25 protein-coding genes are annotated in these 26,574 nt (G+C 71.0%); 17 read left to right on the forward strand and 8 right to left on the reverse strand.

All coding sequences use genetic code 11. The features are described 5' to 3' along the window. Positions 1 to 70 precede the first annotated feature (70 nt). The 7 genes from urtB to O7607_RS23230 all read left to right on the forward strand — a co-directional run bounded on the left by urtB (position 71) and on the right by O7607_RS23230 (position 7,180). Complete coding sequence (gene urtB / locus O7607_RS23200) at positions 71 to 958, forward strand: urea ABC transporter permease subunit UrtB (protein ID WP_269705290.1); 888 nt, start codon at positions 71 to 73, stop codon at positions 956 to 958. Continuing rightward, positions 955 to 2,088 carry an urea ABC transporter permease subunit UrtC gene (gene urtC, locus O7607_RS23205; RefSeq protein WP_269705291.1) on the forward strand — a complete coding sequence of 378 codons (1,134 nt, stop codon included), beginning with the start codon at positions 955 to 957 and terminating at the stop codon, positions 2,086 to 2,088. Before urtB ends, urtC begins: the two co-directional genes overlap by 4 nt. Continuing rightward, entirely contained in the window at positions 2,085 to 2,861 is a 777-nt protein-coding gene (gene urtD, locus O7607_RS23210; protein WP_269705292.1) for an urea ABC transporter ATP-binding protein UrtD, read from the forward strand. Before urtC ends, urtD begins: the two co-directional genes overlap by 4 nt. Next, the gene (gene urtE / locus O7607_RS23215; RefSeq protein WP_269705293.1) at positions 2,861 to 3,553 is read left to right on the forward strand and encodes an urea ABC transporter ATP-binding subunit UrtE; all 693 of its coding nucleotides are present in this window, start codon (positions 2,861 to 2,863) and stop codon (positions 3,551 to 3,553) included. The genes urtD and urtE overlap by 1 nt, the downstream gene beginning before the upstream one ends. A gap of 183 nt (positions 3,554 to 3,736) precedes the next feature. After that, entirely contained in the window at positions 3,737 to 4,804 is a 1,068-nt protein-coding gene (locus tag O7607_RS23220) for a lytic polysaccharide monooxygenase auxiliary activity family 9 protein (RefSeq protein ID WP_269705294.1), read from the forward strand. 97 nt (positions 4,805 to 4,901) lie between these two features. Continuing rightward, the gene (locus tag O7607_RS23225; protein WP_269705295.1) at positions 4,902 to 5,486 is read left to right on the forward strand and encodes a hypothetical protein; all 585 of its coding nucleotides are present in this window, start codon (positions 4,902 to 4,904) and stop codon (positions 5,484 to 5,486) included. 59 nt (positions 5,487 to 5,545) lie between these two features. Then, entirely contained in the window at positions 5,546 to 7,180 is a 1,635-nt protein-coding gene (locus O7607_RS23230; RefSeq protein ID WP_269705296.1) for an Ig-like domain-containing protein, read from the forward strand. A gap of 24 nt (positions 7,181 to 7,204) precedes the next feature. Here the strand turns inward: O7607_RS23230 and O7607_RS23235 are convergent, their stop codons facing one another. Continuing rightward, on the reverse strand, positions 7,205 to 8,743 hold the full coding sequence (locus tag O7607_RS23235; protein WP_269705297.1) for an RICIN domain-containing protein: 1,539 nt from the start codon (positions 8,741 to 8,743) through the stop codon (positions 7,205 to 7,207). 353 nt (positions 8,744 to 9,096) lie between these two features. Between O7607_RS23235 and O7607_RS23240 the strand changes: the two genes are divergently transcribed. The 7 genes from O7607_RS23240 to manD all read left to right on the forward strand — a co-directional run bounded on the left by O7607_RS23240 (position 9,097) and on the right by manD (position 15,363). Then, positions 9,097 to 10,110 carry a sigma-70 family RNA polymerase sigma factor gene (locus O7607_RS23240; RefSeq protein ID WP_269707070.1) on the forward strand — a complete coding sequence of 338 codons (1,014 nt, stop codon included), beginning with the start codon at positions 9,097 to 9,099 and terminating at the stop codon, positions 10,108 to 10,110. Between the two features lie 38 nt (positions 10,111 to 10,148). Beyond that, positions 10,149 to 10,988 carry a nuclear transport factor 2 family protein gene (locus O7607_RS23245; protein WP_269705298.1) on the forward strand — a complete coding sequence of 280 codons (840 nt, stop codon included), beginning with the start codon at positions 10,149 to 10,151 and terminating at the stop codon, positions 10,986 to 10,988. A gap of 103 nt (positions 10,989 to 11,091) precedes the next feature. Next, on the forward strand, positions 11,092 to 12,252 hold the full coding sequence (locus O7607_RS23250) for an alkaline phosphatase PhoX (protein WP_269705299.1): 1,161 nt from the start codon (positions 11,092 to 11,094) through the stop codon (positions 12,250 to 12,252). Positions 12,253 to 12,391: 139 nt separating this feature from the next. Beyond that, the gene (locus tag O7607_RS23255; RefSeq protein WP_269705300.1) at positions 12,392 to 13,528 is read left to right on the forward strand and encodes a hypothetical protein; all 1,137 of its coding nucleotides are present in this window, start codon (positions 12,392 to 12,394) and stop codon (positions 13,526 to 13,528) included. 49 nt (positions 13,529 to 13,577) lie between these two features. Then, positions 13,578 to 13,844, forward strand: coding sequence for a hypothetical protein (locus O7607_RS23260; RefSeq protein ID WP_269705301.1), 267 nt, complete (start codon positions 13,578 to 13,580; stop codon positions 13,842 to 13,844). Positions 13,845 to 13,901: 57 nt separating this feature from the next. Further along, positions 13,902 to 14,072 (forward strand): hypothetical protein, encoded by a 171-nt coding sequence (locus O7607_RS23265; protein ID WP_184686617.1) that lies wholly within the window; start codon positions 13,902 to 13,904, stop codon positions 14,070 to 14,072. Positions 14,073 to 14,154: 82 nt separating this feature from the next. Then, a complete protein-coding gene (gene manD, locus O7607_RS23270) occupies positions 14,155 to 15,363 on the forward strand; it encodes a D-mannonate dehydratase ManD (RefSeq protein ID WP_269705302.1) in 1,209 nt (402 codons plus the stop codon). 10 nt (positions 15,364 to 15,373) lie between these two features. Here manD and O7607_RS23275 read toward each other — a convergent pair whose 3' ends face one another. The 6 genes from O7607_RS23275 to O7607_RS23300 are packed head-to-tail and all read right to left on the reverse strand — an operon-like array spanning position 15,374 to position 23,241. Further along, positions 15,374 to 17,485 carry an alpha-glucuronidase gene (locus O7607_RS23275; RefSeq protein WP_269705303.1) on the reverse strand — a complete coding sequence of 704 codons (2,112 nt, stop codon included), beginning with the start codon at positions 17,483 to 17,485 and terminating at the stop codon, positions 15,374 to 15,376. Continuing rightward, a complete protein-coding gene (locus O7607_RS23280) occupies positions 17,482 to 18,171 on the reverse strand; it encodes a hypothetical protein (RefSeq protein ID WP_269705304.1) in 690 nt (229 codons plus the stop codon). Before O7607_RS23280 ends, O7607_RS23275 begins: the two co-directional genes overlap by 4 nt. After that, positions 18,168 to 19,694, reverse strand: coding sequence for a GH39 family glycosyl hydrolase (locus O7607_RS23285; RefSeq protein ID WP_269705305.1), 1,527 nt, complete (start codon positions 19,692 to 19,694; stop codon positions 18,168 to 18,170). The genes O7607_RS23280 and O7607_RS23285 overlap by 4 nt, the downstream gene beginning before the upstream one ends. Then, entirely contained in the window at positions 19,691 to 21,334 is a 1,644-nt protein-coding gene (locus tag O7607_RS23290) for an ABC transporter substrate-binding protein (protein ID WP_269705306.1), read from the reverse strand. Before O7607_RS23290 ends, O7607_RS23285 begins: the two co-directional genes overlap by 4 nt. Positions 21,335 to 21,376: 42 nt before the next feature. Beyond that, positions 21,377 to 22,315, reverse strand: coding sequence for a carbohydrate ABC transporter permease (locus tag O7607_RS23295; RefSeq protein ID WP_269705307.1), 939 nt, complete (start codon positions 22,313 to 22,315; stop codon positions 21,377 to 21,379). Further along, entirely contained in the window at positions 22,312 to 23,241 is a 930-nt protein-coding gene (locus O7607_RS23300; protein ID WP_269705308.1) for an ABC transporter permease, read from the reverse strand. The genes O7607_RS23295 and O7607_RS23300 overlap by 4 nt, the downstream gene beginning before the upstream one ends. 67 nt (positions 23,242 to 23,308) lie before the next feature. Here O7607_RS23300 and O7607_RS23305 point away from each other — a divergent pair, with 67 nt between their 5' ends. Continuing rightward, entirely contained in the window at positions 23,309 to 24,334 is a 1,026-nt protein-coding gene (locus O7607_RS23305) for an acetylxylan esterase (protein ID WP_269705309.1), read from the forward strand. An 87-nt stretch (positions 24,335 to 24,421) separates the two neighbouring features. On the opposite strand, the gene O7607_RS23310 is transcribed toward O7607_RS23305, so the two are convergent. Beyond that, entirely contained in the window at positions 24,422 to 25,312 is an 891-nt protein-coding gene (locus O7607_RS23310; protein ID WP_332367317.1) for a sigma-70 family RNA polymerase sigma factor, read from the reverse strand. Positions 25,313 to 25,381: 69 nt separating this feature from the next. Between O7607_RS23310 and O7607_RS23315 the strand changes: the two genes are divergently transcribed. Both O7607_RS23315 and O7607_RS23320 read left to right on the forward strand, forming a co-directional pair. Continuing rightward, the gene (locus O7607_RS23315) at positions 25,382 to 25,831 is read left to right on the forward strand and encodes a carboxymuconolactone decarboxylase family protein (RefSeq protein WP_269705310.1); all 450 of its coding nucleotides are present in this window, start codon (positions 25,382 to 25,384) and stop codon (positions 25,829 to 25,831) included. Positions 25,832 to 26,014: 183 nt separating this feature from the next. Further along, positions 26,015 to 26,497, forward strand: a complete 483-nt coding sequence (locus O7607_RS23320; RefSeq protein ID WP_269705312.1) for an iron chaperone — start codon at positions 26,015 to 26,017, stop codon at positions 26,495 to 26,497. Positions 26,498 to 26,574: the final 77 nt, after the last annotated feature.

Here is a 26,574-nt window from a genome sequence, read left to right on the forward strand (position 1 = left end):
CGGCCCCGGGCGGGCACCGCGACGACGCGCCCCGCCCGGGTCCCCGACCAGCAGTACGGGAGTACCCACCGTGACAGTCCTCTTCGGTCAACTCTTCACCGGCATCAGCATCGGCGCTGTCCTGCTGCTCATCGCGCTCGGGCTGGCGCTGACCTTCGGCCAGATGAACGTCATCAACATGGCGCACGGCGAGTTCATCATGGCCGGCGCCTACACCACGTACGTGCTGCAACAGAGCATCACCGGCGCCGGCCTGTCGCTGCTGGTCGCGCTGCCTGTCGCGTTCGTGGTCGCCGGCACGATGGGGGTGCTGCTGGAGATCCTGCTGATCCGCCGGCTCTACGCCCGGCCCCTGGACACCCTGCTGGTCACCTGGGGCGTGTCCCTGATGCTGCAACAGCTCGCCCGGGACATCTTCGGCAGTCCGAACGTGCAGACCCGCGCGCCGGACCTGCTCACCGGCAACGTGGCGCTGCCCGGCGGGCTGACGGTCGCCAACAACCGGCTGTTCATCCTGGCCCTTGCCCTGGCCGCCGTCGCCGCCCTCACCCTGGCGCTGCGGCTCACCCCGTTGGGGCGCCGGATCCGCGCGGTCGTGCAGAACCGCGACCTCGCCGCGGTGTCCGGCGTACCCACCGCCCGGGTCGACCGGACGACCTTCTTTCTCGGCGCGGGCCTGGCCGGGCTCGCCGGGGTGGCGCTCACCCTGCTCGGCCCGATCGGCCCGACCATGGGCACCAACCTGATCATCGACGCCTTCCTGGTCGTCGTGGTCGGCGGGATCGGCCAGCTCAAGGGCAGCGTGATCGTCGCCTTCGCCCTCGGGGTCCTCCAGGCCACCGGGGAGTACCTCACCACCCTCAGCGTCGCCAAGGTGATCGTCTTCGTGGCGATCGTCGCGTTCCTCCAGTGGCGGCCACAGGGCCTGTTCACCCTGCGGACCAGGAGCCTCGCATGACCGCCGTGACACCCGCGCCGCCGAGCACCGCCGACCCGCCGGCTCCGGCCGGCACCGCACCGGGAAGCCGACCGGGTGGCCGGTCCCGGCTGCGCGCGGCGGCGGGGTTCGCGTTCGGCGCGGCGCTGCTGTTCGCCGTCGCGCCGCTGGCGCTGTCGGACTTCCGGCTGGCCCTGCTCGCCAAGTACCTCTGCGTCGCCATGGTGGCCGTCGGCATCGGCATCGCCTGGGGACGCGGCGGCATGCTCACCCTCGGCCAGGGCGTCTTCTTCGGCCTGGGCGGCTACGCGATGGCCATGCACCTCAAGCTCGCCGACGCGGGTCGCGGTGGGATGCCCGACTTCATGCAGCTGTACGGGCAGCTCGACGAACTACCGGTCTGGTGGCGGCCGTTCGCCAGCCCGTGGTTCGCGCTGCCGGCCACGGTGCTGCTGCCGATGGCCGTCGCCTTCGGGCTCGGCTCACTGGTGTTCCGCCGCCGGGTGCGGGGCGCGTACTTCGCCATCCTCAGCCAGGCGCTCGCCGCCGCCATGGTGATCCTGCTGATCGGCCAGCAGGGGACCACCGGCGGCACCAACGGGCTGACCGACATCCAGGGCTTCTTCGGGTACGACCTGGACGACCCGGTCAACCAGCGGATGGTCTACTTCATCATCGCCGGCGTCCTGCTCGCGCTGCTCGCGCTGGCCCGCCAGATCGTCCACAGCCGCTACGGGGAACTGCTGGTGGCGGTACGGGACAGCGAGGAACGGGTCCGTTTCCTCGGCTACGACCCGGCGTCGGTCAAGCTCGTCGCCTACGTGGTGGCGGCGGGCATGGCGGGCCTCGCCGGCGCGCTGTTCGTGCCGGCGGTTGGGATCATCTCGCCCGCCCTCATCGGCATCGTCCCGTCGATCGAGTTCGTCATCGGAGTGGCGGTGGGCGGCCGGGCCACGCTGCTCGGGCCGGTGCTCGGCGCGGTGGCGGTCGCCTGGGCGCGTACCGCCCTCTCCGAACGTTTCCCGGGCACCTGGACGTACCTGCAGGGTCTGCTGTTCGTGGTGGTGGTGGCGTTCCTTCCCGGCGGCCTGGCGTCGCTGTGGGCGCTGGCCCGCCGCCGCGCGAAGCGGGCGGAGGTGGAGACACCGTGAGCGACGACCGGCTGGACGGGCTGTCCGTCCGTGACGTGCGGGTCAGCTTCGACGGCTTCACCGCCGTCGACGGCGTCTCGCTGGAGGTGCCCGCCGGTGACATCCGGTTCCTGATCGGGCCGAACGGCGCCGGCAAGACCACCCTCGTCGACGCGATCACCGGTCTGGTGCGGGCCACCGGTTCGGTCTGCTTCGGCGACCAGGAACTGCTGGGTCGCCCGGTGCACCGGATCAGCCGGCTCGGCATCGGCCGGACGTTCCAGACGTCGGCGGTCTTCGAGGAGCTGTCGGTGCTGCAGAACCTGGACATCGCCGCGGGCGCCCGCCGGAGCTGGGCCACCCTGGCCCGGCGCCGGCGGGGGATCCCCGACGAGGTGGCCGCCGCGCTGGAGACCATCGGGCTCACCGGCCGGGCCGACCAGTTGGCCGGCACGCTCGCGCACGGCCAGAAGCAGTGGCTGGAGATCGGCATGCTGCTGGTGCAGGACGCGCGGCTGCTGCTGCTCGACGAGCCGGTCGCCGGGATGAGCCACGAGGAGCGCGACGCCACGGGCGCCCTGCTGGAGACGGTGAGCCGGGACCGCACGGTGGTGGTGATCGAGCACGACATGGACTTCCTGCGTCGCTTCGCGCGCAGCGTCACCGTGCTGCACGCGGGGAAGGTCCTCAGCGAGGGCACCGTGGCGCAGGTCCAGGCGGACCCGCGCGTGCAGGAGGTCTACCTCGGCCACCCGGTCGACGCCGGGTCGGTCCCCAGCGGTCTGGAGGCATGATGCTGACCCTGCGTGGGGTGCACGCCGGATACGGGCGTTCCCGGGTGCTGCACGGCGTGGACCTCGCCGTCCCGCCCGACGGGGTGGCCGCGGTGCTCGGGCACAACGGCGCCGGCAAGAGCACACTGCTGCGGGTCGCGACGGGCCTGCTGCGCCCGACCGCCGGCACCGTCGAGCTGGACGGCGAGGACGTCACCCGTCTCGCGCCGCACGAGCGGGTGGCGCGCGGCATGGCGTACGTCCCGCAGGGCCAGCAGTGCTTCCCGCACCTGACGGCGGCGGAGAACCTGCGCCTCGTCGCCGACGCCCGGCGCGACGGCGCGGTGGCGACGGCGGAGGTGCTGGACCTGTTCCCGGCGCTGCGCCCGCTGCTGCGGCGGCGGGCCGGGCTGCTCTCCGGCGGTCAGCGTCAGCAACTCGCCATCGCCCGCGCGTTGATCACCCGGCCGCGGCTGCTCATGCTCGACGAGCCGACCGAGGGCATCCAGCCGTCGGTGGTCGCCGAGATCCAGGAGCGGATCGTCGAGCTGACCCGGCAGTCCGGCTTCAGCGTGCTGCTCGTCGAGCAGCACCTCGGGTTCGCGCTGCGGGTGGCGAACCGCTACCACGTCCTCGAATCCGGCCGGGTCACCTCGCACGGCGACGGGGGAGTGACGGCGGAGCGGGAGGTACGCGCGGCCCTCGCGGTCTGACCCGGGCCGGCGTCCGATTTACATTGACCGCGGTCTCTACTACCATCGTGGCTGGGAGTCGCCAAGCGCTGCTGGGCAGCAGTGCCGTCCGCCCCTGGGACGGCTTGAATCGATCGGCGTCGTCTTCTCCGGGGTGGGCACCCAGCGAGGGTCACTGGGCGCCGGCGCATCCACTGGAGCATCATGAAAATCTCACGGACAGCACGCCGTCTGGGACTGGCTGCGGTCGCAGTTCTCGTCGCCTCGTTCACGATGGTCGTGGTCAACCAGGCCGGTCCGGCCTCGGCACACGGATCGGTCACCAACCCGCCGTCACGCAACTACGGATGTTACGAGCGCTGGGGTTCCGATCACCTCAACCCCACGATGGCCCAGACCGACCCGATGTGCTGGCAGGCGTGGCAGGCCAACCCGAACACGATGTGGAACTGGAACGGCCTGTACCGCGAGAACGTCGGCGGCAACCACCAGGCCGCCGTGCCGGACGGGCAGCTGTGCAGCGGCGGTCGCACCCAGAACGGCCTGTACGCCTCGCTCGACGCGGTCGGCGCGTGGACCGCGAAGCCGATGCCGAACAACTTCACCCTGACGCTGACCGACGGTGCTCGGCACGGCGCCGACTACATGCTGATCTACATCACCAAGCAGGGTTTCGACCCGACCACCCAGCCCCTCACCTGGAACAGCCTCGAGCTGGTACTCCGTACCGGCAGCTACCCGACCACCGGGCTCTACGAGGCGCAGGTGAACGCGGGCAACCGCACCGGGCGGCACGTCGTCTACACCATCTGGCAGGCGTCCCACCTCGACCAGCCGTACTACCTGTGCAGTGACGTGATCTTCGGCGGTGGCGGCACCCCGCCGCCCACGACGCCGCCGCCCACCACCACGCCGCCGACGACCCCGCCGCCCACCACGACGCCCCCGACGACCCCGCCGCCGGCCGGAAACGGCGCCTGCACCGCCACCTTCCGCAAGACGAACGAGTGGTCCGGTGGCTTCGGCGCCGAGGTCACCGTCCGGGCCGGTAACGCCGCGATCTCCGGATGGACGGTGGCGTGGACCTGGCCCAACGGCCAGAGCATCACCAACGCCTGGAACGCGACGGTCACCTCGAGCGGTTCGTCGGTCTCCGCGTCGAACGTCGCCTACAACGGCTCCCTGAGCGCCAACGCCAGCACCAGCTTCGGCTTCAACGCCTCCTGGAACGGCACCAACTCCACACCCACCCTCACCTGCACCGCCCGGTAACAGCGTCCGCGGTGGGGTGGCGCGGCACGCGCCACCCCACCGTCGAAAAGGCTGCCCTCCGCCAGCATCAGGAACCGCAGTGAGGTGAGGAACGACAATGATTTCCCGGGCAGGCGCCAGCGGCTGGTACCGAAACCGGTTCGTGTGGATCGAGGTGTGCCTGCTGGCCGCGTCGCTCGGTGCGGCCAGCGTGGTCACCTCGATCGTCCCGAGGACGGACCCGGCAGTTCTCCGCCAGGAGATCCTGACCCGGATGCGTACGACGCTCGAGCAGGCGGACCCGAAAGATCATCAGCACGCCGGGCACACCGTCCCAGAGGCGCCGGCCGGAGAGCAGGCCGCGCCGGCGGTCGTCTGCGGCGTCCATGTCTACGGCTACGAGCCCACCGGGGCGGCCACACTGGCCGACGTCCACACGGTCTACGGCTTCCACCTCTGCGGCGTGGCCGAACAGAGGCGCCACTGGGACGGAGCGGTCAAACTCGTCGGCCCGGTGATCATGGACATGACCACCCAGCCTCCCGGCATTCAGGTGGTCGAGGCGACCGCCGACGTCAGGTTCGTCGACCGGCTACGGGAGATGTTCCCCGACAAGTACGAGGAACTGGCACTCAGGGAAGCGTTGCCCGCATCGGAGATGGCCGACCTGCGGCGCCGGTACGACGCCGCCGCCGGCCTCTGACCACGCCGAGCGACCGACCGCTGAGGCTGCTTGACGCGATGCAATCGACACATGGGGGCATGATGCGACGCAGGATCTTCGCGCTGGCTACAGCCGCAGCGGTCGTCGTCGGCGGGGCCACGACGATGGCGCTGCGGCCGGCGTACGCCGCGACGGTGTGTACGGTGGACTACACGATCACCCGGGAGTGGTCCAGCGGCTTCTGGGCCGAGCTCACCCTCACCAACCTGGGCTCTCCCGTCACCGACTGGTGGCTGCGATTCCGGCAGGCAAACGGCCAGACGATCACCATGGGTCTCGACCGGCTGCCGGACGGATACACGCTCGGCAGCGGCGAGCTGTACCCGGTGACCATGCTCCGCCCACCGGCGGGCTCCACGCTGCCCACCGGCGCCTCGGTGACTGTGCGGTTCGGCGGCAACTACCGGGGCGCCGACCCCGAGCCGACCGACTGGGTGTTGAGCGGCCAGCCGTGCGACGCGGACGGCGGCGGCCCGACCGGCTCGTCGCCGCCGTCGGCCTCGGGGAGCCCGCAGCCCAGCCCACTGCCGGGCGGGCCGTCGGTGGCGCTCACCTCGCCCCTGCCCAACGACTTCTTCGCCGCGCCGGGCGTCGTCCCGATCCGTGCGGAGGCCACGGCGGCGCCCGGTCGGCGGATCGAGCGGGTCGAGTTCCGCGAGCGCGGCACGTTGCTCGCCGTGGACACCACCGCGCCGTACGCGTTCGACTGGCGCGGCGTGCCGCCGAACAGCGGTACCCGCGTCACCGCCACCGCCTACGACAGCGCCGGCGCCCGGGCCACCGCCGAGGTTCGCGGCGTCCGGGTGCTCCCGCCGCAGGCGCCCGGTGCCGCACCCGCGCTGAAGGCGTTCGGCAACCGCATCCTCACGGTCACCGCCGACCCGAGGCCGTACCGGCCACGCGGAGTCATCCGGTCGGCCGCGCCCGGCGAGTGCGCGTGGGGACCGATTCGCTGGGACGGCCCGGTCGACGACGCGTCAGTGGGCGCGCTGCGGGCCCGCGGCGTCAACGCGGTGCGGGTCGTGCTGAGTGACGCCTGCTACGTCTACACCGGCAGCCCTGCCGACAGGCAGAACCGCGTCGGCTACCTCGACGAGGCGGCCCGGTACGTCGACCGGCTCGTCCGGGGCGGCATCACACCCGTCGTGTCGCTGCGCCAGAGCGACATCCTCGCCACGCGCTCGTTCTGGAGCGCGGTGGCGGAGGTGTTCGGCGACGACAACGCGGTGGTCCTCGACATCTCGCCGTACGACTTCCCGGCGGCGGGCGGCACCGACCCCGCGGCGGTCTGGACCTGTTGGCGCGACGGAGGCCCTGCTTGCCTGGACGCCGGCCTGCCGAACTTCGGCGTGCAGGAGCAGATCCGCCTGCTTCGCGTCCAGGGCTCGTTCAACCTGGTCCTCGCCGCCGGGGTCGACGGCGGCAACGACCTGCGGCGGTGGCTTGAGTACCGCCCGGCCGACCCGGACGGCCGCAGCGTTGCCGCCGCCTGGCGTGTCGACGACCGCTCGGCCTGCGCCACGCCGGCCTGCTGGCAGTCCACGCTGCTTCCGGTCGCCGCCCAGGTACCGCTGGTTGCCACCGACGTCAGCGCCGGCCCGGCAGCGCCGACGTTCGTGCCGCGGACGGTCACCTGGCTCGACCGGCACGGCATCGGCCACCTGCGCCGGTGACCGCCCCTTAGGCAGCCGGACTCGTCAGGCGCTCGTGCGCGACCACTGCTGGTTGGCGCCGGTGTTGCACGCGTACTGCTTGAGGACGACTCCGTCCGCGGCCGACGCGGCCGGTACGTCCACGCACTTGCCGCTGTGCCGTGCCCGGAGCTGGAAGTAGCTGCCGCCGGCGACCATCTGGAACTGCTGGTTGGCACCACCGCCACAGGTGTACTGGATCAGCTCGGCGCCGTCGGCGGTGGACGCGCTCACCACGTCGAGGCACTTCCCGCTGTTGCGGCTGACGAGGCGCCAGTAGCCGCTGCCGGCGTCCTGGAACTGCCACTGCTGCCACACGTTGCCGTTGTACGTGTACTGGCCGACGCGCGCGCCGTTGTCGGTGTTCGGTTGCTGGACGTCCATGGCCTTGCCGCTGTGCCGCACGGTGATCCGGTAGAACGTGCCAGTCGGCGGGGGCGTCGTCGGGCCACCCCCGACGGTGTCGCCCCACGCGTACCGGATCTGGTCGGCGCCGGAGGTGTTGCGGACGGTCAGGTTGAGGTCGGTGCCGCCGCCGCTGAGCGAGTACATCGAGTACCAGTCGTAGCCGATGGTGCCGGGCTTTCCGCCGAGGGCGGGCCAGTAGGTGCCGCCCATCCGGTTGTCGCGCATGACCTGGGCCATGGCGCGGATGTGGCGCACGAAGTTGTCGCTGCTGTTCGCGTCGGCGTAGTTGCGGCCGTCGTTCATGGGTGCGCCGAACTCGGTGGCGACCGCCCGCGACGCGCAGTTGCCGAGGCGGGTCTGGATGTGGCTGCGGAAGGCGTCGTAGGTCATCTCGCCGTAGAAGAAGGCGTAGTGGTGGAAGGACAGCAGCGTCGAGGCGAAGCGGGTGTCGTTGCAGACGTCTCGCAGGTCCTGGCTGAACCCGGTGCCCCCGATGAGCACGCGGCTGGGCACCGCCGAGTAGTGGTAGCTGAGCCAGTTGGCCGCGACGTTGCGCCACTCCGTCGAGCTGTAACCGTGCGGTTCGTTCATCGGCTCGAAGTAGACGTTGGGGTTCGAGCCGTACGTGTTGGTCACCGTGGACCACATCGCGTTCCACGCGGCGAGGTTCGTGATCCTGCCGCCGGAGGCGGCACCGTCCTCCCAGTACGCGAGGATGACCTTGAACCCGCGGGCGGTGGCGGCGTCGACGGCGCCTCGGTAGGCCTCCCACCACGCCGTCCCGACCGTGTGGGTGTTGATGGGCAGCCGGACGGTGTTGACCCCCATGGTCGAAGCCATGTCGTCGTAGAGGGCGTTGGCCTTGGCCCGTACCGTCGCGTTGCTGTCGGAGGAGCTCAGGCCCTGCACGACGAGGGGGCCGGTGCTGAAGTTGTCACCCAGCACGGCCCAGTTCATGCCTCGGAACTGGCTGGTGGCGGCAATGGCGGGCGACGACATGACGACGACGCCGCCGGCCATCGCCGTCATCGCGGCCACCAGCGCGATCAGCAGCCGGCGTAACGACCGGGTGCGCCGCGTTGGTCCCGCTGCGTGACCCCGCAGCAACGTGATCCGCGTCAAGAAGTGGTCGATCACTGATCCAGCCTCTCTGGGTTCGGATGTCAGACCGATCGCCGGAGCCGCTGCTGCCACCGACGCCCGACGTCGTTAGCGTTAACATCGCTCAATCACCCACAAGCCAGGTCTTCGCGGCCGGGCCGATGTTTTCTGGTGGTTAAGTGCGCGTTACCGGCAAGTGTTAGCGGTCTCATCTGGAGAGTCAAGGGATCGACCAAGGTCGTTCCCTTTGCGTCCCCGCTCACCGGCCTCCGCCGGGTGGGCGCGGAGACCAGGCACCCAGCGCGGTGCCCGGCACTAGATTGAGGCGGGTGAGCCGGGGCGAACCATCGGCGCAGGCCGGTCCGTCGGGCGAGGACGCGACGGCGAGGATGCTGGCGGCGGCGCGCGCGGGCGACGGCGCGGCCTTCAGCCGTCTGGTCGCACCCCTGCGGGACGAGCTGCGTGCGCACTGCTACCGGATGCTCGGTTCCTTCCACGACGCGGAGGACGCGGTCCAGGACACCATGGACCGGGCATGGCGGGCCGTCGACAGGTTCGAGGGTCACCGCTCGATCCGGCCGTGGCTCTACCGGATCGCCACCAACCGCGCTCTGTCTCTCCTCGGCGCGCGCGGGCGGCGTGAACTGCCCACCGACTTCACCGGCCCGGGCATGTCCCGGGCCGAGGTGAGCTGGCTCGAACCGTATCCGGACCGCCTTGCGGCCCGGCCCGCCGAATCGGATCCGGAGACCCGCGCGATCGCGCGGGAGACCATGGAACTCGCGTTCGTCGCCGCGTTGCAGCACCTGCCGCCGCGACAACGTGCCGTTCTGTTGCTGCGTGACGTTCTCGGTTACTCCGCCGAGGAGACCGCCGGGATGCTTGGCACCACCGTCGCCGCGGTCAACAGCGCGATGCAGCGGGCCCGCCGGATCGTCGCCGGGCTGAACCCGTCCGGGAGCCGGCAGCGGATCCTCGCCGAGCTGGGCGACGCGGGGCAGCGGGAGGTGGCCAGGCGGTACGCCGCGGCGTGGGAGTCCGGCGACGTCGAGACGATCGTGGCGATGCTGACGGAGGACGCGCGGTACTCGATGCCGCCGCTGACCGTCTGGTACGAGGGCCACGAGCAGATCCGCGGTTTCCTGACCGAGGTGACAGCGGGGCGAAGGTGGCGGTTCCTGCCGACGGGTGCCAACGGGCAGCTCGCCTTCGGGACGTACCTGTGGGACGACGCGGCTGCCGCCTACCTCCCGGCGGGGCTGGACCTGCTCGTGCTGCGGGGACGCCGGGTGGCCGAGGTCGTCTCGTTCCTCGACGCGCGCCTGCCTGCCTTCGACCTGCCGGATCGGCTGCCGGAAAGTTCGCGCGGAGGCGATGAGTTCGCGGCCCGGCCGGGGTTGTAGTCCTGACGGGTTCACCAGCCACGAAGGGCAGAGCCGACATGCCGAGCAACGAAGAACAGATCCGGGCCCTGGTCGCGCGCTGGGCCGCCGCGGTCCACGAGGGGAACCTCGCCGGCGTCCTGGCCGACCACGCCGAGGACATGGTGATGTTCGACGTGCCGCCGCCGTACGAGGGCGTGCGCGGGTTGGACGCCTACCGGGAGATCTGGCCGCCGTTCTTCAGGTGGCAGGCGCAGGGCGCGTCGTTCGAGGTCGAGTCGCTGGACGTCGTCGCCGGCGAGGACGTGGCCTTCGCGTACGCGCTGCTGCGGTGCGGCACGCCGGCCGACGTCGCCGCGGATCCGGAGAACCGCCTGCGGGTGACCTTCGGCCTGCGGAGGCGGGAGGGCCGGTGGATCGTCGCTCACGAACACCATTCCTTCCCGCTCGCCGGTACCGAGCCGGACGCGGACGCGGCCGAGGCGGAGGTGCGCCGGCTTCACCGGCGGTGGTTCGAGGGCACGGCGGCCAAGGACCTCGATGCCCTGATGGATGCCGTCGCCGACGACGTGGTCTCGTACGAGCACGACCAACCGCTGCGATACGTCGGTGTGAACGCTGTTCGCGAGGTCTGCGCGGCGGGCCTGGCGGCGTCGGGTGACGGATCAGTCGCCTGGGACGTTCCCGACCTGACGATCGTGGTCGACGGTGACCTCGCCGTCGCGTGGGGCCTCAACCACGTCTCGGTACGCCCGAGCAGTGGTCCACCGATCGAGAGCTGGTCCCGGGGCACCCGGGTCTTCCAGCGGCGCGACGGGGCCTGGCTGATGACCCACCAGCACCTCTCCTACCCGTACGACCCCTCGACCGGGACGGCACGGACGGATCTGCGTCCGTAGCGGCGGGACATCGCACATCGAGCCGTCCATCGACGTTCATCCACCAGATCGGCGTGCGTAAGCTCCGCACGGTCGGATCTGGGGAACCTACGGAGGAGGTTCCATGGATCGTCGAGCGATGTTGCGGGCCACTGTTCTCGGTGCGGGCGCCGTCGCCCTGCCGTTCACGGCGTGGTCGGCCGCGTACGGAGCCCCGGCGCAGAACGCGGCGGGGCCGTACGGTGGGCTCCAGGCCGCCGACGCCAACGGCATCCAGCTGCCGGCCGGATTCACCAGCTCGGTCGTCGCGCGATCCCGGCGGAAGGTGCCGGGGACGTCGTACACCTGGCACGACGCCCCGGACGGCGGCGCCGTGTTCCCGAACGGCTCCGGCTGGATCTACGTGTCGAACTCCGAGGTGTCGGCCGGGGCGGGCGGCGGCGCCTCACGCCTCGTCTTCAACTCCAGCGGTGTCGTGGTCGGGGCGTCGCGAATCCTCTCCGGCACCGACAACAACTGCGCCGGGGGCAAGACGCCGTGGAACACCTGGCTCTCCTGCGAGGAGGTGTCCCTGGGCCGGGTCTTCGAGACGTACCCCCTCGGCGGGACCGCGGTGGCGCGTCCCGCGATGGGCCGGTTCAAGCACGAGGCGGCCGCGGCCGACCCGGTCCGCCGGGTCGTCTACCTGACCGAGGACGAGACCGACGGCAAGTTCTACCGCTTCGTGCCGACCACCTGGGGCGACCTGTCCGCCGGAACCCTCCAGGTCCTCCGCGCCGGTACGGCCACCTCCGGCACCTTCACCTGGGCCACGGTGCCCGATCCGGACGGCTCGCCCACCCCGACGCGGCAACAGGTGTCCGGCGCGAAGACGTTCAACGGTGGCGAGGGCTGCCACTACGCCGACGACATCGTCTGGTTCACCACGAAGGGCGACAACCGTGTGTGGCAGGTGAACCTGGCCGCCGGCACGTACGAACTCGCCTACGACGACAACCTGGTCAGCCCCGGCACCGCTCCGCTGACCGGCGTCGACAACATCACCGGGTCCACTGCAGGTGACCTGTACGTCGCCGAGGACGGCGGCAACATGGAGATCTGCATGATCACGCCGGACGACAAGATCTCGGTGTTCCTGCGGATCACCGGACAGAGCGGCTCGGAGATCACCGGGCCGGCGTTCACCCCGGCCGGCGACCGGCTGTACTTCTCGTCGCAGCGCGGCACGACCGGCTCGTCCTCCGGCGGCATCACCTACTGCGTCACCGGGCCGTTCCGCCGATGACCGGCTCCCGGCCCCGCTGACGGCCCCGAAGCCGGACCAGCCGTTCTTACCACTGTCTTACGGGACCGTCGCCGGGCGTACGCGGAACGTCCCGGAGCGCGATGCTGAGGACCTGCCATCAATCGGGGAAGAGGGCATCATGGGATCTCTGGCACGGTACGGGCTGTCGGCGGCGGCGGTCTCCACTCTGACGGTGGGCATGGTGCTCCCGGCGGGCACGCCGGTCGTGGCCGCATCATCGTCGGCCTGGACGGCGACGGTTCCCGCGCTGATCCACGACAGCCGGCTCACCGACGTGGCCGCCACCGGCCCGAACAACGCCTGGTCCGTCGGCTACCAGGCGTCGACCTACACGGGGTACTCGATCGACCAGCCGTACGCCCTGCTCCAATGGAACGGAGGGGCATGGATCGAGCGGCGGCTGCCGCACCAGGCGCATGTGCTGTACAAGGTGGACGCGGTGAACGCCGGCGACGTCTGGACGGTGGGCATCCGGCGCTCCGGAGAGCCGTACGCCGGGCACTTCGACGGCGTGACCTGGACGTCCCACACGCCGTGGTCCGCCCCGTCCGGGACCTCGGACCTGCTGGACGTGGCCGGGACCGGTGGCGGGCGGGCCGTGCTCGTCGGTCACGACGGCGGCCGGCCGCTGGTCGTCGAAGGCGACGCGCGTCAGTTCAGCCGGGTGGCGGTACCGGGGACGGAAGGAGTGAACGGCGTCCTGCGGGCGGTCTCGCGCACCAAGGACGGTGCCGTCTTCGCCGCCGGCGACCGGTACGTCACCGACGCGCCCTACCCGGAGCCGATGATCGTGCAGCGCATCGGCGGGTCGTGGCGGGTGGCCCCGATTCCGCCGATCGCGAGCGTCCACCTCACCGGCGTGTGGGCCCGCTCGGCGACCGACGCCTGGGCGGTCGGCACCCAGGACTTCGACTCCTCGCCCAAGCCGGTCATCCTGCACTGGGACGGCCGGACGTGGCAGCGGGTGGCCGGACCGGCGCCAGCGGGCTGGGTGTACGCGGTCGCCGGCGACGCGAACGGCAACGTCTGGATCAGCGGCACGAACCCGATTCCGCCGTACGTCGAGTACCCGGGCACGCTGTTGCTGCGCTACACCGGCGGGCGGTGGAGTGTCGCGTACGGACCCAAGGTCGACGGCAACGACCCGCACCTGGACGCGCTGGCCAACATCCCGGGAACCTCGTCCTTCTGGGGCAGCGGCGCTGCGACCGTCGACGGGTTCCGCCAGGCCGGTGTGATCGAGCGCACCAGATGAGCGGCCAGGCCCACGCCCCTGCCCGGGGTGACTCGGCAACGACCGGGGCGTGGGCCTGGCCCTGCTGTGGCGAGGTCATGATGCAATGAAGCGCATGATTCTCCAGCGGATCGGCGCCGGCCTCCTGTTGCTGATCGGGATCCTGGCGATGGCGGCCACGCGCACCTTCCCGTTCCTCGACGATTTCCCCGAGCTGGCGGAGACGGCGGTCGCGATCGGTGGCGCGGCGTGCATGCTGGCGGGGGTGTGGCTGTGGTTGCGCAAGCCGGCGGAGGGGTCGTCCACGCCCGCGACCGGCGACGTCGAAAGCCGGTGACGGCGCTCGATCAGACGTCGGCGGGCGATCCCGGCGGTGGCGTCGGATACTGGGCCGATGACCAACCCCGACCTCGATCCCGAGCTGTACCCGCCGATCGACCCGCGTGAGGACGTGCCGGACGACCCCGGCGAACTCCTCCCGGACACGCCCGGCGAACTGCCCGAGGCGCCGGTCGAGCCGATGCCCGACGACGGGGAGCCCGGGGGCGTGCCCGAACCGGCCTGACCGGCCGGCGCAGGGCGCCCGGCAGATCGACGATGATGGATAATCCTGTGGTGACCGGAGCGCCGATCGCAGGGGAGACCGGATGAGAATCGTCGACGCCCGGGTGATCGTGACCTGCCCCGGCCGGAACTTCGTGACCCTGAAGGTCGTGACCGACGAGGGAGTCACCGGCGTCGGTGACGCCACCCTCAACGGCCGGGAACTCGCAGTCGCGTCCTACCTGCGCGACCACGTCGTGCCGCTGCTGATCGGGCGCGACCCGGCCCGGATCGAGGACACCTGGCAGTACCTCTACCAGGGGTCGTACTGGCGGCGCGGGCCGGTCACGATGAGCGCCGTCGCCGCCGTGGACACCGCGCTGTGGGACATCAAGGGCAAGGTCGCCGGGCTGCCGGTCTACCAGCTGCTCGGCGGCCGGTCCCGCGAGGGCGTGACGGTGTACGGACACGCCAACGGCGAGACGGTCGACGAGGTGCTGACCGAGGTCGCCCGTTTCGTCGACCTCGGCTACCGCGCGGTGCGGGTGCAGTGCGGCGTGCCCGGCCTGCCCCGGACGTACGGCGTCAGCGCCGACAAGATGTTCTACGAGCCCGCCGACGCCGCGCTGCCGACCGAGACGACCTGGTCGACGGAGGCGTACCTGGCCCACGCGCCGGGCGTGTTCGCCCGGGTCCGCGAGGAGTTCGGCCCCACCCTCCGGCTGCTGCACGACGTGCACCACCGGCTCACCCCGATCGAGGCGGCGCGGCTCGGCAAGAGCCTGGAGCCGTACGCGTTGACCTGGATGGAGGATCCCGTCCCGGCGGACCTGCAGGAGGGGTTCCGGCTCATCCGCTCGCACACCACCACGCCGATCGCCGTCGGCGAGGTCTTCAGCAGCATCTGGGACGCCGCCCAGCTCATCCGGGAACAGCTCATCGACTACGTGCGCACCACAGTGGTCCACGCCGGGGGGATCACCCACCTGCGACGCATCTTCGACCTCGCCGCGCTGCACCACGTCCGCAGCGGCTCGCACGGCGCCACCGACCTGTCCCCGGTCTGCATGGCCGCCGCGCTGCACCTGGACCTGGCCATCCCCAACTTCGGCCTGCAGGAGTACATGCGGCACACCGAGGCGACGGACGAGGTGTTCCCGCACGGCTACCACTACGACGGCGGCTACCTGCATCCGGCCGAGACTCCGGGGCTCGGGGTGGACATCGACGAGCAGGCCGCGGCCCGCTACCCGTACGCACCGGCCTACCTGCCGGTGAACCGGCTGGCGGACGGCACCGTGCACCCCTGGTGAGCGCGCCGGTTCAGTGGATGCGGCGACCGTGCGCGTCCGGGATCCCGGACTTGCGGAAGAAGTAGGTGTTGATCTGGTCCCGCCACTCCACGGCGCTGCGGAACTGTTCGTCGAGGCGCTCGGCCACCCGGTCGTGGACGGCCGGGTCGATCGCCCCGGCGAGGAGCCGCCACCGTTCCCGCATCGCCGCCACCTCCTCGACTCCGGCGAAGTGCGTGTCGTAGATGTGCTGGATCACGGTACGGCCGCTGTGCAGCACGTGCCGGTACGGGACGTGCTGGAAGAACAGCAGCAGTTCGTCGGGGCAGCGCTCGCGTGACTCGTACACCTCCGACCACGGCGGCGGGTACTGGCCGGTGAACCCGGTCCCGGTCGCCCGGGTCCGGTCCACCCCGACGCCGTCGCGGTCGGCGAAGTGGTAGGTGCCCCACGGGGTGTACTCGTAGCCGTCCACGTCCGGGCCGTAGTGGTGGCCGGGCCGCACCATGAAGCCGACGCCGAGCGGGGCGGTGTAGCGCTCGTAGGTGCGCCAGGAGTCGTCCATGACGGCGTGCATCGTCCGCCGCACCGTCTCCGGATCGCCGGTGGAGACCGGCAGCCAGGTCAGGTCGATCCACTCGTCGAGGATCGCGCCGGGATCCAGCAGCGGGTCCCAGGCGAGCCGGCCGAAGGCGTACAGGTTCGCCTGGGCCAGCGGGTGCCCGGTCCAGAACGGGTCGTCGCCCACGTTGGACACGGCGACCAGGCCGCCACCGGTGCCCGCCGGGCCGGCCGCCACGTCGGCGATCGTGTCGCCGGTCGCGCCCCGGGGCCGGAACCGCAGGACCTCGCTCCACCAGGGTGCGAGGTAGCAGACGTGCCGCTGCTGGCCGGTGTACTCCTGCGTCGCCTGCACCTCCACCGCCAGCCGGGTGGCCGGCATCGCGGCGAGCACCGGGGACACCGGTTCGCGTGGCTGGAAGTCGATCGGGCCGAACTTCACCTGGAGGATCACGTTGTCGGCGAATCGTCCGTCCAGCGGCGCGAAGTGGTCGTGGGCGGCCCGGGCCCGGTCGGTCGACCGGTCCCGCCAGTCCTGGTGGTGGTCGTAGACGAACGCCCGCCAGCGCACCACGCCTCCGTGCGGTGCGAGCGCCTCGGCGAGCAGGTTCGCGCCGTCGGCGTGGTCGCGCCCGTACGCGAACGGGCCGGGCCGGCCCTCGGAGTCGGCCTTCACCAGATACCCGCCGAAGTCGGGGATCCGCCGGTAGACCCGCCGGGTGGCGGCGGCCCACCAGGCCCGTACCCGCTCGTCCAGCGGATCGGCGGTGGGCAGGCCACCGAGGACCACCGGGGCGGCGAAGGTCACCGACAGGTGCACCCGGATGCCGTACGGGCGGAGCACCTCGGCGATCTCCGCGACGTCGCCGAGCCGGTCGGTCAGCAGCAGTGCCTCGGTGTCGTGCACGTTGACGTTGTTCACGCAGATCGCGTTGACCCCACAGGCGGCGAGCAGGCGGCCGTAGTCGCGGAGCCGGGCGGGCTCGCGCCGGGCGGCGCCGTCGCGCCAGAACACGGAGCCGCCGGCGTAGCCCCGCTCGACCTGGCCCGACACCGGGTGTACGGCCACGTTGTCCCAGTGGTCGAGCATCCGCCGGTCCAGTGCCGGCCGGTGCCGCCGCGCCGGAAGGTCGTCGTCGAACGCCGCCGCGCCGAGCCGGACCACGTGGAACATCCCGTACAGCAGGCTGGCCGGCGCGTCGGCCAGGACCACAGTCACGCCGCTCGCCCGCGTCAGCAGGTACCCCTCGTCGCCGAGGGAGCCGTCGCCGGTGCCGTTCACCGCCGGTGTCGCGCCGAGCCGGGCCGTCTCGGCTGCCGCGTTCGGCACCGGGCCGGCCCCGCGCAGGGCCAGCACCAGGTCGGCGTCGACCGGCCATGGCGGACCGTGCCAGAGCCGCCCGCCGTACCGCGCGCAGGCCCGGCTCACCTCGTCGAGGACGGTGTCGACCAGGGGTCCGTCGCCGTGCACCAGCACGCTGCGTGAGCCGAGTTCGCGGAACGCCGCTGGTGGGAGCCAGGCGGCGTGCCAGGCCGACTCGCCGCTGCCGGCCGACGCGCGGCCGGTGGCCGGAACGCTCACGCGGTGAACTCCGCCCGGATGTCGTCGATCATGGGATGGCCGATCCGCAGCAGCGCCAGCACCAGGAGCGCCGCGAGCAGGGCGAGCACCGCCTCGGAGAACACCGCGGTGACGCCGGCGGCGGCGGCCAGCAGCGCGACGTTGCCGATTGTGACGCCGGGCTTGCGCGCCACGTAGTACACGGCGAGCCGGAGCACGTCGCGGGTGCGGAAGGTGAACAGAGAGACGATCACCAGCGCGTTGACCCCGACCAGGATCACCCCCGCCCCGACCACCACCAGCGGCACCGCCCACCAGCCGGGGACGGCGGCGGCGGGCAGGTTCGCCAGGTTGACCGCGATGACGGCCAGCCACAGCAGCGTGGGCGCCCAGACGCGCAGGACGCCCGGCAGGTTGGCCCGGTAGGCCCGGCGGAACGCGGCGGCGGGACGCAGATCGGTCAGGTCGGGGCGCTGGTGCCGCAGCGTGTACAGCGCGGCGGAGACGGCCGGGCCGACCGGTAGCGCGGCGACGGCGACCAGCGGGAGGTTGCTGCTGTCGCGGTCGAGCAGCACGAGCACGGCCAGACCGGGCAGCGTGCTCACCAGGAGCAGCAGTTCGACCACGAGCAGGGTGTGAACCGTCGCGGCGGCCCGCGACAACGGCCCGTCGCCGAACTCCCGCAGCCCGCCCGTCGCGCCGGTCACTGTCGATCCCCGGGCGGGTCGAGCAGCCTGTCGTCCCACCACGGCGGGGTCTCGTCCACCACCGGGGTCAGCTCGGCGAGAGTCACCTCGTGCCGGGCGAGGTCGAGGTCGAGGTCCGCCCGCCCGGCCGCGACCGGCACCGCCCGATGGGTACGGGCCGGCTCGGCGGCCTCCCGCAACGCGTCGAACTGCCGGGGCCGTGGTGAGTGCGGGCTGCCCATCTCCCGCCAGGCCGCGAAGGCGTTTCCGGCGTCCTCGCTCACCGACGAGCGGAGCAGGAACGCCGACGCGGTGCCCGGCGGACCGATCGGCACCGACAGCGACAGGGTGTGCCGCTCGGGTGCCGGCTCGCGGCCGGTGACATCGACGGGGGCCCAGGCCAGCACCGCGATCCGGCCGTCGGGGTGCCGGGTGACGAGGTGGTCCGGCCCGCGCGCGAGCACCTCGTCACCGAGCCGGGCCATGAACGCGTACAGGTGGTAGGTGGGTTTCTTGATCTGCCGGTGGGTGAGCAGGCCGAAGCCGCCGTGCAGCGGCGCGGTCGGCACCCCCTCCTCCTCGAACACGTCGCTGAAGGTCCAGTAGGAGAAGGAGTCGACCAGGTCCCCGCCGCCGGCCAGCACCGGAGCGAGGTAGGCGGCGTGGAAGGCCGTGTCGTGGATCGGGTTGTCCGGCCGGTAGGAGGAGTTGAACTCGGTGATGTGCACCGGGCGGTCGGCCAGCGCGGTGCCGGCCAGGTGCCGGCGGAGCGCGGCGAACTGCTCCAGCAGTTCCGCGGCCGGGGCCAGGGTCTGCCGGGTGCCGAACGGCACGTGCCGGGCCGGGCCGGAGGTGTAGGCGTGCCGGCTGACGAAGTCGACAGGCACGTCGCGGTCGGCGACGAACTCGGCGAACGGCTTCAGCCACTCGTCGGCGCCGGGGGACAGGGCCGGGCCGCCGACCTGGAGCGCCGCGTCGACGTCCTTGACGGCGTGCGCCGACACCTCGTACAGGCGGTGGTAGGCGTCCTGGTCGGCGCCCGCCCAGAACGCCGGCAGGTTCGGCTCGTTCCAGACCTCGACGGGCCAGCCGCGCACCTCGTCGAGGCCGTACCGGTCGACCAGGTGGGCCACCGTGGCGCGCACCAGGTCACCCCATTCGGTGTACGACTCCGGAGGCGTCACGTTGCCCCGCCACCAGAACACCGTCTGGTCGCCGGAGGCGAGCGCCGAGGGCATGAATCCCAGCTCGACCAAGGGCCGGATGCCCATCGCGAGGTAGGCGTCGACGACCTGGTCGACGTAGGTGAAGGCGTGCCGCACCCGGCGCTCGCCCTGGTACGTGTAGGGGCGGTGCACGCCGACGCCGTCGCTGAGCAGCCCGTGCCCGCGGATGTGCCGGAACCCGATGTCCCGCTGCACCAGCGCCAGCGAGTCCTGATAGTCGCGTCGCAGCGCCAGGTCGAACCGGCCGGTGCCCACGCAGGTACGCCAGGCGTCGGTCAGCCGGCCGACGGGCCGGTCGGGGACGAGGAGCCGCATCATCCGTGGTCTTTGCGGTACCGCTCGTACGCCTTGTTGACCAGGTCGATGTAGGCCTGCGCGTTCTTGCCCTTCAGCTCCGAGACGTAGGCGTCCCACTCGCTCAGCGGCCGCTGGCCGAGGGCGAACTTCAGCGTGTTCTGGGTGACGTGGTCCTTCAGCGCGGTCGCCCAGAGCGTCGTCTGCTCCCGCTCCTCGTCGCTCAGCGGCGCGGGTGGCGGAGTCACCCAGGGCGCGGCCTTGCGGGCGTTCATCTCCTTCTGGAACTCCAGTTCCTCGGGCGAGAAGAACGACTGCACCAGGTCGAGCTTGCCGCCGTACGCGAAGACGCCGTTGTAGAAACCGAAGTCCTTCTGCAGATGCTTGCTGGCCTTGGGGTTGAGCCCGATGACGTTGACGTCCGGGGCGAGGCTGCGCTTGCCCGAGGCGTCCTTGGTGTACGTGGTGCCCTCGACGCCCCACTTGGCGAACTCCTGGCCGGCGTCGGAGTACCAGAGCCAGTCGACGAACTGCATCATGGCCACGAAGTTCTTGCCGTCGCGGGCCTTGCTGGAGATCATCACGCCGTTCTCCAGCCGGCTCGCCGCGTTGACCGGGCCGGCCGGACCGACCGGGAAGAGGATCTTGCCGAGCCGGGCGTTCGGGTTGATCTTCGCGATGTCCGGGCGGTAGTCGTTCACCAGGGTCTGCGCGTTCGTGCTGATCACGAAGGACTTGCCGCTGGCGAGCTTCTGCCGGGCCTGGTCGTCGGTCTGGGTGAACGTCTCCGGGTCGAGCAGCCCTTCGGCGACCAGCTTGTGGAGGTACTCCACGACCTGCCGGTAGCCGTCCGAGGCGCCGGTGAAGACGTACTTGCCGGCGCCTTCGTCCCAGCTCGTCGGCTGGTAGTTCCAGCCGGCGCCGGGCAGGCCGTGCGCGAGGGCCAGCATGTTCAGCAGGTTGCCGGCCGGGTTGGGCTTGCCGAACCGGTCGGAGAAGGGGATGACATCCGGGTGGGCCGCCTTCATCGCCTTGAGCATGGCGTACACCTCGTCCCAGGTGGTCGGGGACGGGATCTTCAACTGCTCCAGCACGTCGGTGCGGACCGCGAGCGTGTAGTCCTGCCAGGGCTTCTCGTGCAGCCCGGGCAGCAGGTAGAACTTGCCGTCCTCCTGCCGGAGCGTGTCCATCTCCGGCTTGAGGTTCCACTTCTCGATCTTGTCCTTGAAGTGCGGCATCAGGTCGAGGTAGTCGCTGACCGGCAGGATCGCGCCGGACGAGACGTACGAGTTCTCCTGCGGATGGTAGGTCTTCGGGATGATCAGCGGGGCGTCGCCGGAGCCGACCAGCACACTGCGTTTCTGCTCGTAGTCGCTCAGCGGGACGGCGACCGGGTCCAGCTTGACGTTCGTCCGCCCGGCCAGCTCGGTCCAGAACAGCCATTCGGGCTTGAGCGGGTAGTTCGGGTGGTTGTTGTAGAGGATCGAGAACGTGACCGGCTCGGTGGCCTTGAACTGGACGCCGACGCCGTACTTCTCCATCGCGCCCGCGCGGTTGCGGTCGAGGTCCTTCTTGTCCGGGGCGTCGTCGCCGCAACCCGCCAGGGAGGCGACGGCGGCCGCGCCGGTGGCGAGCAGCACCTGGCGCCGGGACAGCTTGGCCATGGGTTCTTCCTTCCGGTGGTGGGGTGGTGATGCCGGTGGCGGCTATCCCTTCACGGCGCCGAGCATGATTCCGGAGACGAAATAGCGCTGGATGAAGGGATAGACCGCGAGGATCGGCAGGATCGTCAGCACGATGGTCACGGACTGGATGGTGGCGGCGGACTGGACGACGTCGCCGGCGCTACCGAGGCCGCCGCCGGTCTGCGTGGCGTCGGTCGCGCCCGCGATCAGGTTGCGCAGATAGACGGTCACCGGGAGCAGGTCCTGACGGTCCATGTAGAGGAACGCGGCGAACCAGGAGTTCCAGAACGAGACGGCGTAGAACAGCACCATCGTGGCGACCATCGCCTTCGACAGCGGCAGCACGATCCGCAGCAGCGTGCCGTACGTGTTCAGCCCGTCGACGGCGGCCGCCTCCTCCAGTTCGACCGGCAGGCTCTCGAAGAACGCCTTCATCACCAGCAGGTTGAACACGTTTATCGCGTTGGGCAGGGCGATCGCCCACACGGTGTTCTTCAGTCCGAGGCTGGTGACCAGGACGTAGTTGGGGATCAGGCCGCCGGTGAAGAACATGGTGAACACGGCGATCCCGACCAGCGCGGTCCGGCCCCGCAGGTGCTTCTTCGACAGCACGTACGCGTAGCAGGTGGTCAGCACGACGGAGATGAGCGTGGCGACCACCGTGTAGAAGACGGTGTTGCGGTAGCTGACCCAGAACGTCGGGTCCGACGTCACCACGCGGTACGCGGTGAGGTTGAACCCGCGCGGCACGAGATTCACCTCGCCCGCGACGATGTACGCGTTGTCGCTGAGCGAGCGGGCCACGATGGTGAGGAACGGATACAGGGTCACCACCACGACGCCGGTCAGCACGACGGCGTTCACCACCTGGAAGATCCGGTAGCCCCGGGTGGGCCGGGGGCCACGCGGCCGGGCCGCCGGTTCTCGCGTCGGGGCCTGGGTGCGGGCCTGCGTGCTCACCACAGGCTCGTCCCCACCGTGCGCCGGGAGATCGCGTTCGCCGACAGCACCAGCGTCAGCCCGATCACGGACTCGAACAGGCCGATGGCGGCGGCGTAGCTGAGGTTCCCGGAGACGATGCCCACCCGGTACAGGTAGGTCGAGATCACGTCCGCCGTCGGATAGGTGAGCGGGTTGTACAGCAGCAGGATCTTCTCGAAGCCGACGGCCATGAAGGTGCCGATGTTGAGGATCAGCAGGGTCACCATCGTCGGCCGGATCCCGGGCAGCGTCACGTGCCAGGTCTGCCGCCACCGGTTGGCGCCGTCGATGCGGGCCGCCTCGTACAGATCGCCGTCGACGGTGGTGAGCGCGGCGAGGTAGAGGATGGTGCCCCACCCGACGGTCTGCCAGACCTCCGAGGAGACGTAGATCGTCCGGAACCATCCGGCCTGCTGCATGAACGCCACCGGCTCGCCGCCCACGGCGCGCACCATCTGGTTCACCGTGCCGTCCACCGACAGCAGCTGGAGGACCATGGCGGCCACGATCACGATGGACAGGAAGTGCGGCAGGTAGGACACCGACTGGACGAACCGCTTGAGGGCGCGGTTGCGCACCTCGTTGAGCAGCAGCGCGAGGACGATCGGCAGCGGGAAGCAGAACAGCAGGGTCAGCGCGCCCAGCACGAGCGTGTTGGTGAACACGCTCCAGAAGGTGGGGTCGGTGAAGAACAGCCGAAAGTACCGCAGCCCGGTCCAGTACTCGCCGAAGATGCTGCCGCCCGGCTGGAAGCGCCGGAACGCGATCACGTTGCCGAGCATCGGCAGGTAGCGGAACGTCACGAAGAACAGCAGCGGCAGGACGGCGAGCGAGTAGAGCTGCCAGTCCCGGCGCAGGGCCCGCCGCCAGGGCGTACGACGACTGCGCGGGATCGGGGCTGCCAAACTCGTCCTCCCGCCTGACCGTCGGCTGGAACTTTCCGGTAATACGTCCTAAGCCTTTCGGAAATTTATGGGTATCGTTATCGGCGTGTCAAGAGCGTCGATTGATAACTCCCTCGACCAGCTCCGTCGCTACACGCCGGCCGTCGTCGAGCCCGCCGACTTCGACCGGTTCTGGCGTGCCACCCTCACCGCCGCCGCAGCCACCCCGGTGCTCGTCGACGTCCGGCCCGAACCCACCGACCTGCGGCTGGTCGACGTGTGGGACGTGACGTTCGCCGGGTTCGACGGCGAACCTGTCCGGGCCTGGTACACCCGTCCCGCGGGCGTACCGGCGCCGCTGCCGGCCGTAGTGGAGTACCCCGGCTACGGGCGCGGCCGGGGCCTGCCGGGCGAGCGGCTCACCTGGCCGGTGGCCGGTTACGCCCACCTCCTGGTGGACAACCGGGGCCAGGCCGGGCTGTACAGCCGCGGGGACACCCCGGACCCGCACGACGCGCCCGGCGGGCCCAGCCCGGCCACGCGGGGAATCCTGTCCCCGGACGACTACCACTACCGCCGACTGATCACCGACGCGGTCCGCGCGATCGACGCCGTCCGCGTCCTGCCCGGGGTGGACCCGGCCCGCGTCGCCGCGGTGGGCAACAGCCAGGGCGGGGGACTCGCGCTCGCGGCGGCGGGCCTCGCCGACGGCCTCGCCGCACTCCTGGTCACCGCCCCGTTCCTGTGCGACATCCAGCGCGCCGTCGAACTGACCGAGGCATCCCCCTACGGCGAGATCGCCCGCTACCTGGCGGTGCACCGCGAGGCCGAGGAGGCGGTCCGGCGCACCCTGTCGTACGTGGACGGCGTCACCTTCGCCCGGCGGGCCACCGCCCCGGCGCACTTCGGGATCGGCCTGCGCGACGAGGTCTGCCCGCCGAGCACCGGCTTCGCCGCCTACAACCAGTACGCCGCCGCCGGATCGACAGTGCCGTTACGGGAGATGCACACGTACCCGTTCAACGGCCACGAGGGCGGCGAGGCCGTACACGTCCGGCGGCAGCTGCGCTGGCTCGACGCGGTGATCCGTGCCGCCGGGACGGCAGCCGGCTGACCGGCTCACCGGATGCCCGCACGGAGCGCCCGCACCTGGGCCGGCGCGTGGTGGTCCGGCTCGGGGCACCGGGTGGCGGGCGACCGCTCACGCCGGGTCCAGGTGCAACCGTGCCAGCTTGGCCGGGTCGATCACGGCCGTGACGGCGGTGATCCGGCCGCCGGTGACGGCGAACGCGAGGATCGAGAGCGGCGTGCCGTCCGCGCGCCAGGAGACAACTCCGGGCAGGCCGTCCACCAGCGCGGTCCGGGTCGACGCGGCCTGGCCGGCGGCGGCCCGCGCGCCGGCGGCGACCCTGGTGGCACCGATGGTGACCACCGCGTCGCCGGGGCCGTCGACGGTGAGCCTCACGTCGGGATCGAGCACGCGAAGCAGACCTTCGAAGTCTCCACCGCGAGCCGCCGCCAGGAAGGCGGAGACCACCTCGCGTTGTTCCCGGCCCGGGCCGGTCGGGCGTTCGGTCGCCTGGACCTTCCTGCGGGCACGGCTGGCTAGCATCTTGGTGGCGTCGGTGGACTTGCCGAGGATGCGGCCGATCTCGTCGAACGGCACCGCGAACAGATCGTGGAGCACGAATGCCAGCCGCTCGCTCGGGCGCAGTGAATCGAGAACGACGAGGAGCGCGAGCCCGACCGAGTCGGCGAGCACCGCGTCGTCGTCCGGAGCGTGTGCGTCGTCGAACGTCACCACGAGGTCGGGAAGGTGGATGTCGAAAGAGGCCTCGGGGCGGGCCTGGCGCGCCCGCAGGACGTCGAGGCTGAGCCGGCCGACCACTGTGGTGAGCCATCCGGCGAGGTTGTCGATGGTGTCCGCGTCCTGGCGGGCGAGTCTCAGCCAGGCTTCCTGGACCACGTCCTCGGCGTCGGCGTGCGACCCGAGTACGCGGTAGGCGACCGCGCGCAGCCGGTCGCGGTGGGACTCGAATGCCGTTGCCGCCGAGTCCGTCGAGCCGCTGTCGACCATGTTGTTACCTTCCACGATTCCGCTTCGTCAGAGGTGATGACGGGCCCGGGCGGGCCCGGGTAACCGCTGAAGGAGCAGGGACTGATGGAACCACGCCTCAAGAGTGCGATGAACCCGGATCTGATGACTGCGGTCCAGCACCTCCACAAGGCGATAGCCGCCGGGGGTGTCGAGCCGCGCCTGCTGTCGCTGGTCCACCTCCGCGCCAGTCAGATCAACGGCTGTGCGCCGTGCGTCTTCGCGTCCGTCTCGGGGGCGAAGAAGGCCGGCGAGACGGACGAGCGGCTGCACCACGTGGTCGCGTGGCGGGAGACGCCGTTCTTCAGCGAACAGGAGCGGGCGGCGCTCGCGCTGACCGAGGCCGCCACCCGCATTCAGGACGGCGCCCCCGGCGTGACCGATCAGGTCTGGGACGCCGCCGCCGAACACTTCAGCGAGGAGGAGTTGAACGCGATCATCCTGGAGATCGCCATGACCAACTTCTTCAACCGGATCAACCACTCCATCCGGGAACAGGCCGGCAAGACCTGGTGAGCCGCCCCGCACCATCACCTCACCGCCGCCGATGAAGGCGAAGACATTCCTGATTCGACCTCGGTTTCTGGCAATACGGATCGTGGGTACCGGAAAGAAAGTGATCAGGAATAGAGAAGGCGTGGCACACCGGGTGCGACTAGCCTGAGGAGAACGGTGACGAGAGAGAGGAGCGGTACCTAAGTGAGCACCACGTCGAAAGCCAGTAAGGTCGGCAAGCAGAGCAAGTCTTCCGATGAGGGATTCTCCGAGGTCGAGCGAGCCGCCATCAAGGACCGCGCGGCCGAGTTGAAGTCGGAGGCTCGCCGCAGCAAGAGCGCGAACAAGGCGGCGGCCGACGAGAAGGACGTGCTCGCGAAGATCGCCGAGATGGGGCAGCCTGACCGGAAGGTGGCCGAGCGCCTGCACGCCATCATCACGGAAACCGCTCCCGAACTGGCCCCGAAGTTGTGGTACGGCCAGCCCGCCTACGCCCGCGGCGGGAAGGTGGTGTGCTTCTTCCGCAGCGGCAAGGTGGACAAGGAACGCTACTCGTCGTTCGGGTTCACGACGGAAGCGAAGCTCGACGAGGACCACGGCCTCTGGCCGACGTCTTTCGCTCTCACCGAGCTCAGCGACAAGGGTGAGGCGACGATCAAGAAGCTTCTGAAGAAGGCTATGGGTTGATTTCCGCGGTCGAAAACAGCGCGGGCAACCCAGCGTCATAGTCCGGCCGAGCAGCGACAGCTGCTCGGCCGGCCCGC

The organism is Micromonospora sp. WMMA1949 (genome assembly GCF_027460145.1).
Classification (GTDB): domain Bacteria; phylum Actinomycetota; class Actinomycetes; order Mycobacteriales; family Micromonosporaceae; genus Micromonospora.